13 protein-coding genes are annotated in these 15,467 nt (G+C 72.3%); 5 read left to right on the forward strand and 8 right to left on the reverse strand.

The features are described 5' to 3' along the window. The first annotated feature begins 2 nt into the window (after positions 1-2). The 4 genes from treZ to AB0G16_RS00155 all read left to right on the forward strand — a co-directional run bounded on the left by treZ (position 3) and on the right by AB0G16_RS00155 (position 5,599). The gene (gene treZ, locus AB0G16_RS00140; RefSeq protein ID WP_362796878.1) at positions 3-1,730 is read left to right on the forward strand and encodes a malto-oligosyltrehalose trehalohydrolase; all 1,728 of its coding nucleotides are present in this window, start codon (positions 3-5) and stop codon (positions 1,728-1,730) included. 1,748 nt (positions 1,731-3,478) lie between these two features. After that, positions 3,479-3,850: a hypothetical protein gene (locus AB0G16_RS00145; RefSeq protein WP_362796879.1), complete on the forward strand. Its 372-nt coding sequence runs from the start codon at positions 3,479-3,481 to the stop codon at positions 3,848-3,850. Positions 3,851-4,016: 166 nt separating this feature from the next. Continuing rightward, positions 4,017-4,685: a DNA alkylation repair protein gene (locus AB0G16_RS00150; RefSeq protein ID WP_362796880.1), complete on the forward strand. Its 669-nt coding sequence runs from the start codon at positions 4,017-4,019 to the stop codon at positions 4,683-4,685. A gap of 32 nt (positions 4,686-4,717) precedes the next feature. After that, positions 4,718-5,599 (forward strand): alpha/beta hydrolase, encoded by an 882-nt coding sequence (locus AB0G16_RS00155; RefSeq protein WP_362796881.1) that lies wholly within the window; start codon positions 4,718-4,720, stop codon positions 5,597-5,599. 54 nt (positions 5,600-5,653) lie between these two features. On the opposite strand, the gene AB0G16_RS00160 is transcribed toward AB0G16_RS00155, so the two are convergent. The 3 genes from AB0G16_RS00160 to AB0G16_RS00170 all read right to left on the reverse strand — a co-directional run bounded on the left by AB0G16_RS00160 (position 5,654) and on the right by AB0G16_RS00170 (position 8,736). Next, entirely contained in the window at positions 5,654-6,685 is a 1,032-nt protein-coding gene (locus AB0G16_RS00160) for a DUF523 and DUF1722 domain-containing protein (protein ID WP_362796882.1), read from the reverse strand. 59 nt (positions 6,686-6,744) lie between these two features. Beyond that, positions 6,745-7,269: a sigma-70 family RNA polymerase sigma factor gene (locus tag AB0G16_RS00165; protein ID WP_362796883.1), complete on the reverse strand. Its 525-nt coding sequence runs from the start codon at positions 7,267-7,269 to the stop codon at positions 6,745-6,747. 336 nt (positions 7,270-7,605) lie between these two features. Beyond that, positions 7,606-8,736: a MerR family transcriptional regulator gene (locus AB0G16_RS00170; RefSeq protein ID WP_362796884.1), complete on the reverse strand. Its 1,131-nt coding sequence runs from the start codon at positions 8,734-8,736 to the stop codon at positions 7,606-7,608. 133 nt (positions 8,737-8,869) lie between these two features. Here AB0G16_RS00170 and AB0G16_RS00175 point away from each other — a divergent pair, with 133 nt between their 5' ends. Next, positions 8,870-10,297: a deoxyribodipyrimidine photo-lyase gene (locus AB0G16_RS00175; protein ID WP_362796885.1), complete on the forward strand. Its 1,428-nt coding sequence runs from the start codon at positions 8,870-8,872 to the stop codon at positions 10,295-10,297. A 138-nt stretch (positions 10,298-10,435) separates the two neighbouring features. Here AB0G16_RS00175 and AB0G16_RS00180 read toward each other — a convergent pair whose 3' ends face one another. The 5 genes from AB0G16_RS00180 to AB0G16_RS00200 form a co-directional block, all read right to left on the reverse strand. Next, entirely contained in the window at positions 10,436-10,768 is a 333-nt protein-coding gene (locus AB0G16_RS00180; RefSeq protein ID WP_362796886.1) for a hypothetical protein, read from the reverse strand. Positions 10,769-10,805: 37 nt separating this feature from the next. Further along, positions 10,806-11,483, reverse strand: coding sequence for a uracil-DNA glycosylase (locus AB0G16_RS00185; RefSeq protein ID WP_362796887.1), 678 nt, complete (start codon positions 11,481-11,483; stop codon positions 10,806-10,808). Between the two features lie 81 nt (positions 11,484-11,564). Continuing rightward, complete coding sequence (locus AB0G16_RS00190) at positions 11,565-12,440, reverse strand: carbohydrate ABC transporter permease (RefSeq protein WP_362796888.1); 876 nt, start codon at positions 12,438-12,440, stop codon at positions 11,565-11,567. Beyond that, positions 12,437-14,068: an ABC transporter permease subunit gene (locus AB0G16_RS00195; protein WP_362796889.1), complete on the reverse strand. Its 1,632-nt coding sequence runs from the start codon at positions 14,066-14,068 to the stop codon at positions 12,437-12,439. The genes AB0G16_RS00190 and AB0G16_RS00195 overlap by 4 nt, the downstream gene beginning before the upstream one ends. Positions 14,069-14,080: 12 nt before the next feature. Continuing rightward, on the reverse strand, positions 14,081-15,412 hold the full coding sequence (locus AB0G16_RS00200; protein ID WP_362796890.1) for an ABC transporter substrate-binding protein: 1,332 nt from the start codon (positions 15,410-15,412) through the stop codon (positions 14,081-14,083). Positions 15,413-15,467 lie beyond the last annotated feature (55 nt).

The raw sequence follows: 15,467 nt of genomic DNA on the forward strand, positions 1-15,467 counted from the left end.
ACGTGTTCGAAGTATGGGCACCACAGGCGACGTCGGTGGACGTGGAGATCGGCGAGGTCCGCTACCCCATGTCCTCGGCGGGCGGTGGCTGGTGGACCGCCGAGGTCCCCGGCGCCGGCCACGGTACCGACTACCGCTTCCGGCTGGACGGCGGCGACCCGATGCCCGACCCCCGGAGCCGCTGGCAGCCCGACGGCATCTTCGGGCCGAGCCGCCTCTACGACCACGCCCGCTTCGAGTGGGGCGACGAGCTGTGGCGGGGGCGTGACCTGCCGGGCTCGGTCATCTACGAGCTGCACATCGGCACCTTCACCCCCGAGGGCACCTTCGACGCGGCGATCGGCAGGCTGGAGCACCTGGTCGACCTCGGTGTCGACTTCGTCGAGGTCATGCCGGTGCCGCCGGTGCCGGGCGGGCGCAACTGGGGCTACGACGGCGTGGACCTGTGGGCCGTCACCGAGAACTACGGCGGCCCGGACCCCTTCAAGCGCTTCGTGGACGCCTGCCACCGGCGCGGGCTGGGCGTGATCCTCGACGTCGTCTACAACCACCTGGGTCCCTCGGGGAACTTCCTGGCCCCCTTCGGCCCGTACTTCCACTCCAGCGCCTCCTCCTTCTGGGGGCAGGCGGTCAACCTGGACGGCCCCGGTTCCGACGAGGTGCGCGCCTACTTCGTCGGCAACGCGATGCAGTGGCTGCGCGACTACCACGTCGACGGCCTGCGGCTGGACGCCGTGCACGCGCTGCACGACAGCCGGGCCGTGCACCTGCTGGAGGAGCTGGCCGTCGAGACCGAGGCGCTGTCGGCCGCCGTGGGCAGGCCGCTCACGCTCATCGCCGAGTCCGACCTCAACGACCCCCGGCTGATGACGCCCCGCGAGGCCGGGGGATTCGGCCTGGCGGGGGCCTGGGACGACGACGTCCACCACGCCCTGCACGTGGCGGTGACCGGGGAGCGGCACGGCTACTACGACGACTTCCACGGCGCCCTGCCCAAGGTGCTCAGCCACGGCTACTACCACGACGGGACCTTCTCCTCGTTCCGGGGACGCTCCCACGGCCGCCCGGCCTCCCACGTTCCCGGGTACCGCTTCGTCTGCTGCGCGCAGAACCACGACCAGATCGGCAACCGGGCCGAGGGTGACCGGATGGACCCCGAGGCGCTCCGGCTGGCCGCGGGGCTCCTGCTGACCTCGCCGTTCACGCCCATGCTGTTCATGGGGGAGGAGTGGGGGGCGAGCTCGCCGTTCCTGTTCTTCACCGACCACGTGGAGCCGCAGCTGCGCGAGGGCGAGGGGGACCGGCGGCGCAGGGAGTTCGTGGGCTTCGGCTACGACGATTGGGCGGAGAAGGCGCCCGACCCGGGCGAGGAGACCACGTTCCTGCGCTCCAAGCTCGACTGGAGCGAGCTGGACGAGGACGCCCACCGGGCCCACCTGGACTGGTACCGGGCCCTGATCGCGCTACGCCGCGCCCACCCCGAGCTGACCGACCCCCGGCTGGACCGGGTCAAGGTCGACCACGGCGAGTCCTGGCTGGTCGTGCACCGGGGAGGGGTCAGGGTGGCGGCCAATCTCGGGCCGGTCCCGCTGACGGTCACGCTCGGGACGGGCCGGTCCACGCCGGGACAGGTCCTGCTCGCCTCCGAGGCGTCGGTGACCGTGCAGGGGGAGGAATTGTCCCTGCCGCCCCGCTCGCTCGCGGTCGTCCGCCTGGACCCGCCGGCCTGACGAGCTTTTCCCGGCCCTTTACGGCACATCCTCCTTCGGGGGATGTGCCGTACCGGTTTTCACGGGTTCCACCTCACCCGTGATCGCCTTTCGCGGGTGGGAAGGAGCCCGGTACGGCCGCGCGACCGGGTCGCCGACTGCCCGAATGCTCGAACCGGCGGCGTGGTTCCCGCAGGTCACGGCCTTGCCGATCGGGTTTTTCCGGGGCGGGGACGGGCGGCGCGGCCAAAAACGGTGATTGGCCTGTTTGGCTGACCTGTTGGGAATTTAAGAGGTGTTGGCGCGGTTCGATGTGCCGTTGTTTCCCTGATCGGGAATTTACTGCTGGTCACTGCTTGGGGCTGGTGTCCCAATTTCTCATTATATACGTGAAATGGGAAGAAATGACCTATAGCGGTAATAGGCGTATCCCGGTGTCGCACCTCGGCGGGTGTTCCTACGTCCTGATCGTCACGACGACGATCGCCGGGGCCTTTCTGGCGGCGTCCTGCCAGAGGCTCGCCGACGCCGACACCGGGGGGACGGACGATCGGGGCGGTTCCCACCCTCCGCTCGCCGGTACGGCCGCGAACGCGTACCTCGCCGCCCTCCCCCTGACGCCGCGTCCCCGTTCCGGAGCGGCGTGCCGGGACGGACGGTGCGGACGCTGTGGCTGCGGGATCCCGGTGTGCCGCCGCGAGTGCAGACGCGGACCACGCGGTCCCGCGGGCCCCAGGGGAGAGAGGGGAGCCAGGGGTGAGGAGGGCCGCCCCGGCCTGGGCCTGCCGGGACCGGTCGGTCCCCCGGGGCCCACGGGCCCGCAGGGCCCCCCGGGTTCGTTCCCGACCGACACGGGGCCTCCGGGACCACCGGGTCCCCCGGGACCTCCAGGGCCCGGAGGTCCGAGCGGACCCGTGGGCCCGGCCGGCCCCGCGGGGGTGGACGGTACGGACGGCGCCCCGGGCGCGACGGGACCGACCGGGCCGAGGGGGCCGGTGGGCCCGCGGGGACCCGCCGGTGCCACGGGCGAGGCCGGTACCCCTGGGCCGGCCGGCGAGACCGGTTCGGCGGGGCCTCGAGGACCCGCGGGCGCCACGGGCCAGATCGGCCCGGCCGGTCCCACGGGAGCGACGGGACCGAGAGGCCTGAGGGGACCGAGGGGCTTCAGAGGGCTGAGGGGCTTGAGAGGCCTGAGGGGTCTGAGAGGTCTGACCGGCGCCACGGGTCAGGTCGGCCCGGACGGCCCTGCGGGTCCTGCGGGCCCGGCCGGTCCCGTGGGGGCGACCGGCCAGAGAGGTCTCACGGGGCAGAGAGGGGCGACGGGTCCGACCGGGGCCGCGGGGCTGAGAGGGCAGACCGGCCAGAGAGGTCTCACCGGGCAGAGAGGCCAGACGGGTCCCGCCGGTCCGATCGGTCAGCAGGGTCCGGCGGGTCAGCCCGGTCAGCCCGGTCAGCCGGGTCAGCCGGGTCAGACAGGCCAGACGGGTCCCGCCGGTCCGATCGGTCAGCAGGGTCCGGCCGGCCAGCCAGGCCAGCCCGGTCAGCAGGGTCCGGCCGGTCAGCCGGGTCAGCCGGGTCAGACAGGCCAGACGGGTCCCGCCGGTCCGATCGGTCAGCAGGGTCCGGCCGGCCAGCCAGGCCAGCCCGGTCAGCAGGGTCCGGCCGGTCAGCCCGGCCAGCCCGGCCAGCCCGGCCAGACAGGCCAGACCGGTCCGGCAGGTCCCGCGGGTCCCGCGGGTCCCGCCGGTCCGGTCGGCCCCGCAGGCCCGGTGGGTCCGGCGGGACCCCCGGGGCCTGCGGGTGCCGCCGTCCTGACGGCCCGGTCGAGGGGGAGCATCGCCACCTCTCTCAACGCCCTGGCCCGGTTCACCGCGTTCACCTCGGGCAACGGGACGACGTCGATCCGGGACCCGCGCACGGACCCGTCCTGGCACGACATCACGTCGGTGCCGGGGTACCCCGGTACCGTCACCCAGGTGGAACTGGAGAGCGACGCCACCGACCTCCACGTCACGGTGCTCACCGCGACCGGCACGATCGCCCACACGACCTGTCTGGTGCGGCCCGTCCCGGGAACGCTGTCGAACCCGGCCTGGCCGGGGAACTGCGGCGCCTTCACCGACGTCGCCCCACCGACCTGACCCCACCGACCTGGGAACCGCCGGTCGGTGCCGGTCGGTGCCGGGGACCGCCGCGCAATCGCGAGGACAGGGGCTCCCGTGCCGGCGGCCACCGTGGAACCGGCGTGTACGACAGGGGGCCGAATTCGGTCGTAGGCTGCTCGCACCTGAGGAACGGAAGGCTGAGGTGGCCGAGACGATGGTGGCCGAGGTGATGGCCGAGCTGGCCGAGCTCGAGGACCCGAAGATACGCGAGGCGAACGAGAGACGCGGTGACGACCACGGTGTGAACCTCGGCAAGCTGCGCGCGCTGGCGAAGCGGCTGAAGACGCAGCAGGAACTCGCCTGCCGCCTCTGGGAGACGGGTGACACCGCGGCGAGACTGCTGGCGATCCTGATCTGCCGCCCGAAGGCGTTCGAGCGTGGTGAGCTGGACGCCATGCTGCGCGAGGCGCGCGCGCCCAAGGTCCACGACTGGCTCGTGAACTACGTGGTGAAGAAGAACCCGCACTCGGAGGAACTGCGCCTGGCCTGGTCGGCCGATCCGGACCCGGTGGTCGCGAGTGCCGGCTGGGCGCTGACCACCGAACGCGTGGCGAAGAGGCCCGAGGGTCTCGACCTCGCGGGACTGCTCGACGTCGTCGAGGCGCGGATGAAGGACGCCCCGGACCGGCTGCAGTGGGCGATGAACCACTGCCTGGCCCAGATCGGGATCGAGCACGCCGGGCACCGCGCCCGCGCGATCGACATCGGTGAGCGCCTGGAGGTGCTCAAGGACTACCCCACCGCTCCGGGCTGCACGTCCCCGTTCGCACCCGTGTGGATCACCGAGATGGTGAGCCGGAACGGCTCCTGAGCGCGTCACGTTCCCGCCCGAAAGGCTCTCCCGTGACCTCCCCGACCATCTACACCTCACCCGCCGGTGAACGGCGGATCCGCGACTGGTGCCGGGACCGGCTGCGCTCCTGGACGACCCCGCACCGGACGCGCACGCTGGAGACCGGGCTGGGAAGCACGACGGTGGTCGTCGCCGGGCGGGGACCGGGCGTGCTGCTGCTTCCGGGCACCAACTTCTGCGCCGCGACCCTGCTGGAGGTGGCCGACGCCCTGGTGCCCGACCATGAGGTGATCATGGCGGACCTGCCGGGCCAGCCCGGCCTGAGCGCTCCGGGGCGCCCCCGGCGGGGGCGCATGGCGGCCTACGGGCGTTGGGTCGTGGAGGTCGCCGGGCAGGTGAGCGATGGTCCCGTCACGGTGGTGGGACACTCGCTGGGAGCGGCGGTGGCCCTGGCGGCGCGACCGGGACCGCTCATCGACGGACTGGTGCTGGTGTCCCCGGCCGGGCTGAGCCGGGCCCGCCTGACCCCCGCCCTGCTCGGCGTCACCCTGCCCTGGCTGGTCGCTCCCACGATCGGGCACAGCGAGGCCCTGCTGCGGTACATGAGCGGCCGGGCGCACGTGCCGAGGGACGGGGACCGGATGCCGGCGGAGTGGATGACCCTCGTCGCCCGGCACAGCCGCACCAGCCTGGCTCCGGCGCCGCTGCCCGCGTCCGTCGTGCGCCGCTGGGAGGGGACGCCGGTGGTCGTGGCCACCGGGACCGACGATCGTTTCTACCCGCCCGCCCGTGTCGGCGGCCCGGTCCGTGCCCTGCTCGGCGGCGAGACGGTGGCCGTACCGGGTATGGGGCATCTCGGCCCGCACGAGGATCCCGAGCTGCTCCCCGCGCTCCTGGGCCGCCTCCGGGCCGGGAACGGCATGCCCCGGTGAGAGCGAGCGGGGTCTCGAAGAGGAGTGGGCCGGGACGTGTGTCGCCGGCCGCGCTCAGGCCGGCACGTGGTTGCGGAGCCGGAGTTCCTCCGGGTACGGGGCGAAGTAGGTCTGGTCGCGCACGTACCCGGCGGCCTCGCCCCGGGCGTGGTGGCGGATCAGGGTGACGGGGACGCTCAGGGACACCCGCCCGGCCCGATAGGAGGCGATGACCTCGGCCAGATCTGCCCGGCGGGCCGGGTCGAGCGAGTCGTTCAGCATGCCCACGCAGTGCTGCAGGACGTTGACGTTCCTTCCGATGCCGGCCTTGGCGGCGAACGCCGTCCCGAAGAAACGCGCGTAGTCGGAGGCCAGCTCCTCGCGCGGGAGCAGGCCCGCCCGGGCGACCACCCGTCCGGCCTCCCGGTAGGCCGAGGGGTGGTGGGCGAGCAGTTGCATCTTGTGCCGCGCGTGGAAGGCCACCAGGTCGCGGGGCCGCCAGTCGCTCTCCAGCAGGGCGCGGAGCCGGGCGTGGGCGAAGATCCGCTCCACGAAGGTCTCGCGGAGCAGGGCGTCGTTGAGCCGCCCCTCCTCCTCCACCGGGAGCAGCGGGTGGGTCTCCAGGACGACGGCCGCGAAAACGCCCCGGGCCCGGCGATGGACGACCGGGTTGCGGTTCCCGCCCTTGCGGCCGCTGCCGTCGCCCCAGGTCGCGGTGACGCCCTCCGGGTCGGGGGCGTACAGCGGGATGCCGTGCACGCCACAGCTCGGGCTCTTGGACTTGAGGACGTAGCCGTCCACCTCGTCCAGGGTGCGTGCCCGCTCGGCGGCCAGGGCGGTCATCCGGTCGGTGAGGTCGATCCTGGTCCTGCGGGTGACCAGGCGCGGGCCGATCGGCGAGCTCTCCAGATGGAGGGTCTCGCGCGGCGAGCCGAGACCGATCTCCATCTCGGGGCAGACGTGCACCCAGTCCACGTGGGCGTCGAGCTCGTCGCCGAGGAACCGGTCGCGGCTGTGGCCGCCGTTGAACCGGACGGGCTCGCCCATCAGGCAGCTGGAGACCGCGACCCTCGGCCTGACGGCCGCTCCGGCCGTCTCGGCCTTCATCCCGGTTCTCGTCCCGGGCGCGGCGCCGGCGTCCGTCCGCGCGGGGGCGGGGTGGCCGCTCATGCCGCGGCCGGGGTGAGTATGCCGGACAGGCGGCGCAGGCCACGGGCCGTACGGGCCTTGATCGTGCCGAGCGGGACGCTCAGCCTCTCGGCGATCTCCCGCTGGGTCAGGTCCCCGTAGTAGGCCAGCTCGATGGCCTGGCGCTGCGGCTCGGGCAGCTCGGCCAGCGCCCGCTGAACCTGGTCGCGCTCGGCCATGCCGTCCCCGTCCACCCGGCCGTCGTCGCCGGCCGGGTCCGTCAGCACGTCCAGGGGCACGGTGCGCAGGGTGCGCATCCGCAGGTGGTCGACCGCCCGCTTGTGGGCGATCCCGAGCATCCAGGCGGGCAGGCTGCGTGACGGGTCGAAGCGGTGCCGTGATCGCCAGACCTCGGCGAACACGATCTGCTGGAGATCGTCGATCTCCTGTGAAGGGACGAATCGCCGCAGGTAGGACCGGATCAGGGAGCCGTGGACACGGAAGCACTCGGCGAGTGCGGCGTCGTCGCCCGCGGCGAAGCGAACGTTCAGCGTGTCTGTCATGGTGGACTCCCCTTACCGAGAAAACCTACTCAAAACTTATTCATAGTCGCTCGGTGGCTGTGATCGCAAGTCGACGGGACGGTCGGTGTGCGAGACATCGGGCTGGGACGGTGACGACGGAAGGGGGCGTCCTCGCCCGGCCCGGCCCGTGAACCCCGAGCGGCCGCCACGTACGGTGATGTCGGGGACATCAGGATGATTCCCTGCGACGAGTACCTGGACGCCGTCCGCCGGCACGGCGGATCCCGTTGAGGACACCACGGCCGGTCAGACCGTGAGCCAGACCTCACCGGGAGGCGTTCACCTTTGTCCTCACTGTCACCTTTGTCCTCACTGTCAGTCCAGGGCGGCCAGGACGCGGGTGACGGCTTCCTCGAACGAGGTGACGTGCGGGATCGACGCGGGGAGCCCCTCCCGCCAGCCGACCCCCCCGGCGATGATCCGGCTCGGCGGGCGGGTCGCGGGCAGCGACGAGAGCGGGGCGGGGTCACCGGTGGCCGGCAACTGGGACCAGACGAAGACCACCGAGGGCCCCAGCCGGCGCATCGCGTCCGCCAGCGCCGGGTACGGGGTGCGGGAACCCAGCACCCGCGTCTCCACGCGGTGCTCGGTGGTCAGGGCCGCGGCCAGCGCGTAGATCGGCAGGCTGTGCTGGTCGTCGGGGGCGCAGGCGAGCAGGACCGGCCTGACGTTGACCGGCCGGGACGGCCGTTCGGTGAGCCCGATCAGCGAGGCCAGCAGCCGGTCGGAGAACAGGTGCTCGACCTCCACGCCCGCGGAGCTCTCCGACTGGAGCCTGCAGATCGCCTCGAAGACCGGCGTCACCAGCCGCTCCCAGGTCCACGACACCCCGTGCCTGGTCAGGGCGGCGACGAGCCACTCGTGCACCGTCCGGCTGTCCAGCGCCACCGCGGCCCGCGTCAGCATCGCGACGGTCGGCAGCGCGGGCACGCCGGGCCGCCCGGCGGGTGCGGGGACGCGCTCCGGGGACGGGCGCCCGGACGCGGGCGGCGGCCCGGACGTCGATCCGGACGTCGATCCGGGCGCCGGACCCGTCGCGGGCCCGGGCCGTGATCCCGGCCGTGCCCCGGGTGCCGGCCCGGTGCCCGGCCGCTGTCCCTGCCCCGCTCCCTGCTCGGGCCCCTGTCCCTGCCCGGCTCCCCGCGCCGGGCCCCGCTCCGCTCCGGGCTCGGCCGGGGGCTCGGGGACGGTCTCGATCCTCAGCACCTCGCGGGCCGCGTCGGCCGCGGGAACGCCGCTCCTGATGAGCCGGTTCATCTCCTCCAGGCGCCACAGGTCACGGGCGTCGTAGCGGCGGTGACCCCCCGGACTCCGGCGGCTCGGCCCCAGGCCGTAGCGTAGGTTCCAGGTCCGCAGCGTGGGGGCGGGCACGCCGAGACGCCGCGCGACGGCTCCGATGCCGTAGCCCGGTTCCTCATCGGTTGCCACCTGACGCTGCTCGTCCATCTCATCTCATTTCCGGCCCGTCACTGCGGTACCAGCGTGACAGGCGACGGGAGCGGTCGCTCCCTGAACGTTCCTTCGAGATGCGGTCCCCGCTGGATGCAACCGACCCAGCGTGACCGGCCGAAAGGAAAACGTGACCGATACAGTGATCGTTCTGTTCAGCCGTGATCTCCGGGTGCACGACCACCCGGCGCTCGCCGCTGCGTGCGAGCGCGCACGTCATGTCATACCGCTTTTCGTGGCCGACCCCGCCGTGCCCTCGGGCAACCGGTGGGGCTTCCTGTCGGAGTGCCTGGCCGACCTGCGCGAGTCACTCCGGAGCAGGGGCGGCGACCTGATCGTCCGCCGGGGCGACGTGGTCGCCGAGACGATGCGCCTGGCCGGGGAGGTGGGGGCCGGGGCCGTGTACGCCAGCCTGGACGTCAGCACGTTCGCGCGCCTGCGGCAGCGCAGGCTGGCCGAGGAGTGCGAGCGGGCCAGGACGGAGTACCGGCTGTTCCCCGGCCTGACGGTCGTGCCGCCGGACGCCCTGCGCCCCTCGGGCGGCGGGGACCACTACCGGGTCTTCACGCCCTACTGGCGGGCCTGGAGCGCGCGCCCACGGCGGGAGGTGCTCAAGGCCCCGGGCGTGGTGCCCGTTCCCCGGAGCCTCTTCGCGGGCCCCCTGCCCGAGCCCGGGAGCCGGACCTACGAGCTGTTCCCGGGGGGTGAGACGGTCGGCCGCCGGAGAATGGACCAGTGGCTCAGGCACTGCGTGCGCGAGTACACCGACGGCCACGACGACATGGCCGGGAACCGCACGTCCAGGCTCAGTCCCTACCTGCGCTTCGGCTGCGTCTCGCCGCTGGAGCTGGAGTCGCTCGCCGGGGAGGCCGCGAACATGTGGGCCGCCGGATCCGCCGGGATCGTCGGCCTCGCCGAGGACGCCGATCCCGCCGGAGAGGTCGATCCATCCGGGAACGCGCGTCCCACCGACGACGACCCGAGGAGGGCCGCGTACGCCCGGGCGGCGGACGAGGTCGCGGCCTTCGTCAGGCAGCTGTGCTGGCGCGACTTCTTCTACCAGGTGACGCGGGCCTTCCCGCGTATCGACCGGGACGACTACCGGCCTCGCGGCCACGAGTGGCGCGGCGACGACCAGGCGGCGCGGGCGTGGAGGGAGGGCATCACCGGCGTCCCCATCGTGGACGCCGGGATGCGGCAGATGCTCACCGAGGGGTGGATGCACAACCGGGCCCGCCTGATCACGGGGTCGTTCCTGATCAGGCGGCTCCGCGTCGACTGGCGCGTCGGCGGGGAGCACTTCTTCGAGCACCTGCTCGACGGTGACGTGGCCAACAACTACGGCAACTGGCAGTGGGTGGCCGGGACCGGCAACGACACCCGGCCCAACCGGCCCGTCAACCACATCCGGCAGGCCAGGCGCTACGACCCGGACGGGGAGTACGTCCTGCGCCACGTTCCCGAGCTCCGCGGGGTGCCCAGGCGGATGATCCACGAGCCGTGGCGGCTCTCCTCGCCCGTGCCGGGCTATCCGCCGCCGCTGGTGGCCATGGAGTGAACGGACCGGCCGGCCGGGGGCCCGGTCGTGAAAAAGCCCTGCCGGTGGGGGGCCCTCCCCGCGGGGCGCCTGCGGGGAGGGCCCCCCACCGGCAGGGCGGCGGGGGGCGGGCCGGTGAGGCCCGGTGGCGCGAGGTGGCTAGTGCTGGTGGTCGTCCTCTTCGTCGTCCTCGTCGGAGGGGCCGTCCGAGGGCTCGACGCCCAGCACGGCCTCGCGGGGCTCGATCTGGTCGACGTGCTCGATCAGCCCCAGCACGTGGTCCGGCTCGATCAACCACTGCAGCGCGGTGGCACCGGTCTCGTCGGTCGAGACGAGCTCGGCCTGTTCCTTGCGCTCGTCGTCGTCCAGATCCGCGTCGGGGTGGTTGACCTCTTTCAGCGCGGCCGCCTGCAGGGCGGCGATGTCCTGCACCTCGACGGTCAGTTCAACGGTAAGACGCAGATAGCGTTCGGTGCCCGATTCATCACTCATGGTGGAAATCCTAGTGCCTGGAGGAAGGCTAACCCGACTAGGGGAGCTTCCACTCCACCGGGGTCGCGCCCTGCTGCTCGAGAAGCTCGTTCGTCCTGCTGAACGGGCGGGAGCCGAAGAAGCCGCTGCGGGCGGACAGGGGGCTGGGGTGGGCCGACTCGATGGCGGGCAGGTCGCCGAGCATCGGGCGCAGGGTGCGGGCGTCGCGTCCCCACAGGATCGACACCAGGGGCGTGCCGCGCGCGACGAGCGCCTCGATGGCCTGGGCGGTGATCTCCTCCCAGCCCTTGCCGCGGTGCGAGGCGGGCTTGCCCGGCATGACGGTGAGCACCCTGTTGAGCAGGAGCACGCCCTGCTCGGTCCAGGGGGTCAGGTCGCCGTTGCCCGGCATCGGGAGCCCGAGGTCCTCGGTGAGCTCCTTGTAGATGTTGCGCAGGCTGCCCGGGATCGGCTTCACGTCCGCGGCGACGGAGAAGCTCAGGCCGATCGGGTGGCCCGGGGTGGGGTAGGGGTCCTGCCCCACGATCAGCACCTTCACCTGGTCGAAGGGCTGCTGGAAGGCGCGGAGCACGTTGGCTCCGGAGGGGAGGTACTGCCGGCCTTCGGCCACCTCCCTCCGCAGGAACTCGCCCATTTCGGCGACCTTCTCGGAGACGGGTTCCAGGGCCTCGGCCCACCCGGCTTCCACGACTTCGTTCAAGGGACGTGCGGCCATGGGGGGACCCTATCGAGGTTTGAGGCCCGGTACGGCGTGCCCCGTCGAATCGACGCGCCGTACCGGGCCTGCCCCTGTTATCTATTTCACCGAGCCAGCCATCATCCCCTGAACGAAGTAGCGCTGGAAGGCGAAGAAAAGGATCAACGGGATGATCAGCGACAGGAAGGCTCCTGGCGCAAGAATGTCCACGTTGGTCCCGAATTGCCGCATTTGGGACTGGAGGGCCTTGGTCATCGGCTGGTTCTCGGGGTTGGCGAAGACCAGCGAGACGAGCAGGTCGTTCCAGACCCAGAGGAACTGGAAGATGCCGAGCGAGGCGACCGCGGGCTTGGCCAGCGGGAACACCACGGTCGAGAAGATCTTCCACTCCCCGGCGCCGTCCATCCGCGCCGCCTCCAGCAGCGAGCGCGAGATGCCCGCGAAGAAGTTGCGGAGCAGGAAGATGGCGAAGGGAAGACCGAAGGCGACGTGGAAGAGCACCACGCTGACGATGGAGCCGAAGATCCCGGCCGACCCGTAGAGCTTGGCGATCGGGATCAGCGCGATCTGGGTCGGCACCACCAGCAGGCCGACCACGACCAGGAACAGCGCGTCCCGGCCGGGGAACTCCATCCAGGCGAACGCGTACGCCGCCATGGCGGCGATGCCGATCACCAGGACGGTCGAGGGCACCGTGATGAACACGGTGTTCCAGAACGACGCGGTGAACCCGGTGGCCAGCAGGTCGGAGTAGTTCTGCAGGGTGAGCTCGGCCGGCTTGGTGAGGACCGTCCACCAGCCGGTGGAGTTGTTGGCCGTCTCGTCCCGGATCGAGACGATGAACAGGCCGAGCGTGGGGACCAGCCAGAACAGGCCGATCACCACCAGCACCGCCTGGACGGCGCCGCCGCCGAGCCGGTCCACGATCCTGCCGAGGGTGCCGCGCCGCGGGGCGCCGAGGGTGGAGGTCGTCACTGGTTGTCCCTCCTGAACCGGCGGATGTTGAGAATCATGAACGGCAGGACGAGGATCAGCAGGAAGATGGCCAGCGCGCTGCCCAGCCCCTGGTTGCCGCCTCCGCCGAACGAGACCCGCCACATCTCCAGCGCGATCACGTTGGCCTGTGGCTGCACCGATCCCGGGGCGATGACGAAGACCAGGTCGAAGACCTTCAGGGTGTTGATGATCATCGTGACGAACACCACGAGGAGCACCGGGGACAGCAGCGGTACGGTGATCTTCCGGAACACCTGCCACTCGGTGGCGCCGTCGATGCGGGCCGCCTCCAGCGCGTCGCGCGGGATGGCCGCGAGGCCGGCCGCGATCAGCACCATGGCGAACCCCGCCCACACCCAGATGAACGCGCCGATGATCGCCGGAGTGATCAGCGCCGGGCCCAGCCAGGGGATGCCGTTGAAGGCCGCCTGGAAGTTCGACTGCGGCAGCCGTACCCGGTAGTCGCCCGGGGCCAGCCCGGTGAAGCGGAAGGTCCCGTCGGCCTCGCTGGTGGCGGTGGCCTTGACGGCGCCGTTCTGCACCGCCTCGACCGTCACCCCGGCCAGGGCCTTCTCGGTGGCGTCCACCTGGTTGAGCGCGCCGCCGCCGCCCTGGGTGAAGTCCACCCAGACGGTGCCGGCCAGCTCGCCGGGACCGGGCTGCGCCGCCTTCGCTGTCGCGGCCGAGGCCACGTCGGCGGGCTTCACGCCCACCAGCGGGATGAGCACCGGCTGCCCGGCCTTGGCGGGCTGTCTGGTCACCACCGCGCCCTGCTCGGTGACGACGGGCGCCTGGTCGTTCTCCCTGGCGCGGGCGTCGGGGTAGGTCTGGCCCGAGCCGAAGAAGCCGGTCACCGTGGTGGCCACGGCGTTGGCCACGCCCCGGTCGGGGTCCTGCTCGTAGACCAGGCGGAAGATGACGCCCGAGGCCATCAGGGAGACGGCCATCGGCATGAACACGATCAGCTTGAACGCGGTCGCCCAGCGGATCCGCTCGGTCAGCACCGCGAAGATCAGGCCGATCACGGTGACCAGGGCCGGGGCCACCAGGACCCAGATCAGGTTGTTCCTGATCGTGGTCAGGGTGCCGGAGTCACTGAAGATCGTCGCGTAGTTCTCCACCCCGACGAAGGTCCCGCCGTCGGCGTCGTAGAGGCTGCGGAAGACGGAGTAGACGATCGGGTAGATCACCATCACCCCGAGCACGAGCGCGCCCGGCAGCAGGAACCACAGCGCCAGCCGTGGCGGCGGTCCCAGCCGGGAGGCCCCGGCGGGCACCACCGCCGGGGCGGCGGGCCCGGCCGTCGTGAGCTCGGGCCCGGCCGTCGCCTCCGGTACGGCCGGGTGACCGGACCGCGTCTCCGTGCCCGGGGACGCGGAGCCGGGAGAACCCGGGGCGGGGGAGGCGGAGGCAGCGGAGCCGGGGGAGCCGGGGGAGCCGGGGGAATCGGGGGAATCGGGGGCGGGGGACGGGGAGCCGGGGGCCGGCGGCGAGGCGCCGTCCGCCCGGGCGTCGTCCGGTCGGGTGTCGTGTGGTCCGGAGGAGGGACCGCGGGCGGCGTCGTCGCCGCCGCGCGGGCCCTGCGGGCCGTCCAACCTGTCGGTCACGGCCGCTCTCCCCTACTTCCAGGCCTTCTTGGCGTCGGCCTCGAGCTTGGCCTGGATGCCCTTGACGTCGGAGGGGTCGCGGACGAAGTCCTGCAGGTGCTTCCACTCGGCCTTGCCGTCGGTGCCGCCGAACGCGCTGGGCGCGAGGTCGGACATGTCGTAGCGGACGGTCTCACCGGCCGCGATGATCGTCTCGGCGAGCTTCTTGGTCAGCTCGTCCGGGTAGTTGTCCGGCGAGACGTTGCGGTTGGGGGACAGGTAGCCGGGCAGCTTCGCCCAGACCTCGCCGCCCTCCTTGGAGGCGAGGAACTCCAGCAGCGCCATCGCGCCCTTGGAGTCCTTCAGCGCCACCGCGATGTCGCCGCCCAGCACGACCGGAGCGGTCTCGCCGGCCTTGGGGAACGGGAAGTACTTGGCCTCCTCGCCGAGCTTGGCGCCCGACTGCTCGGCCGTAACGCCCACGAAGTCCGCCTCGATGACCATGGCCGACTTGTCCTGGCCGTAGACCTGGGTCACACAGGTCGGGAAGTCGGTCTGCAGGGCGCCGGCCGAGCCGCCGAGCAGGAACTCCTTCTTGCCGACGAGCTGGGCGATCTTCTCCAGCGCGGTGGTGACGCTGGGGTCGGTCCACGGGATCTCGTGCTTGGAGAGCTTGGTGTAGTTCTCCGGGCCCGCGGTGGACAGGTAGACGTTCTCGAACAGGTCGGTCAGGGTCCAGCCGGAGGCGCCGCAGAGCGAGAACGGCGGGGTGCCGGAGTCGGCGATGGTCTGGGCGGTCTTGATCAGGTCGTCCCAGGTGGCCGGGGGCTGCGCGCCGGCGTCCTGGAAGGCCTGGTCGCGGTACCAGACGAGCGACTTGTGGGCCGCCTTGACCAGCACGCCGTAGGACTGGCCGCCGGCGGAGCCGAGCTCCTTCCAGTACGGGGTGTAATTCTCGTCGATCTGCGCCTGGACCTCGGCGGTCAGCGGCTTGAGCGCCTTCTGGTCGGCGTACTGCCCCACCAGGCCGGGCTGGGGGAGGATCGCGATGTCCGGCGGGGTGCCGCCCTGGATGCGCGGGCCGAGGTAGGCGCCGGTGTCCTCGCCGGTGGAGGCGTAGGTGACCTTGGCGCCGGTCTTCGCCTCGAAGGCCTGGAGCACCTTCTGGAAGTTCTCCTGCTCGGCGCCGGTCCACTTGGCGGCGACCTCGACGGTCACGCCTTCGAGGGTCTTGGCGGCGGCCGGGGCGGACGAGGCGCCGCTCGCGGCCGGGGCCGGCGACGCGGGGGTCGCGGCCCCGCCGCCACACGCGGCGAGCGCCAGCGCCAGTCCCGCCGTCGTCACTGCGGGGATGGTTTTGCGCATGCTGAACAGACCTCCTGGATTGCGTTCCCTCCGGCGGGGGGAGCCACCGGGCCGG

The sequence above is a fragment of the Streptosporangium sp. NPDC023615 genome, from assembly GCF_040640155.1.
Classification (GTDB): Bacteria; Actinomycetota; Actinomycetes; order Streptosporangiales; family Streptosporangiaceae; genus Streptosporangium.

Excerpts from the sequence above, each read along its gene's own strand:
- AB0G16_RS00165 (WP_362796883.1), bottom strand. The coding sequence starts at position 7,269 with ATGACAGACACGCTGAACGTTCGCTTCGCCGCGGGCGACGACGCCGCA.
- AB0G16_RS00180 (WP_362796886.1), bottom strand. The coding sequence starts at position 10,768 with ATGAGTGATGAATCGGGCACCGAACGCTATCTGCGTCTTACCGTTGAA.
- AB0G16_RS00185 (WP_362796887.1), bottom strand. The coding sequence starts at position 11,483 with ATGGCCGCACGTCCCTTGAACGAAGTCGTGGAAGCCGGGTGGGCCGAG.
- AB0G16_RS00160 (WP_362796882.1), bottom strand. The coding sequence starts at position 6,685 with ATGAAGGCCGAGACGGCCGGAGCGGCCGTCAGGCCGAGGGTCGCGGTC.
- AB0G16_RS00200 (WP_362796890.1), bottom strand. The coding sequence starts at position 15,412 with ATGCGCAAAACCATCCCCGCAGTGACGACGGCGGGACTGGCGCTGGCG.
- AB0G16_RS00170 (WP_362796884.1), bottom strand. The coding sequence starts at position 8,736 with ATGGACGAGCAGCGTCAGGTGGCAACCGATGAGGAACCGGGCTACGGC.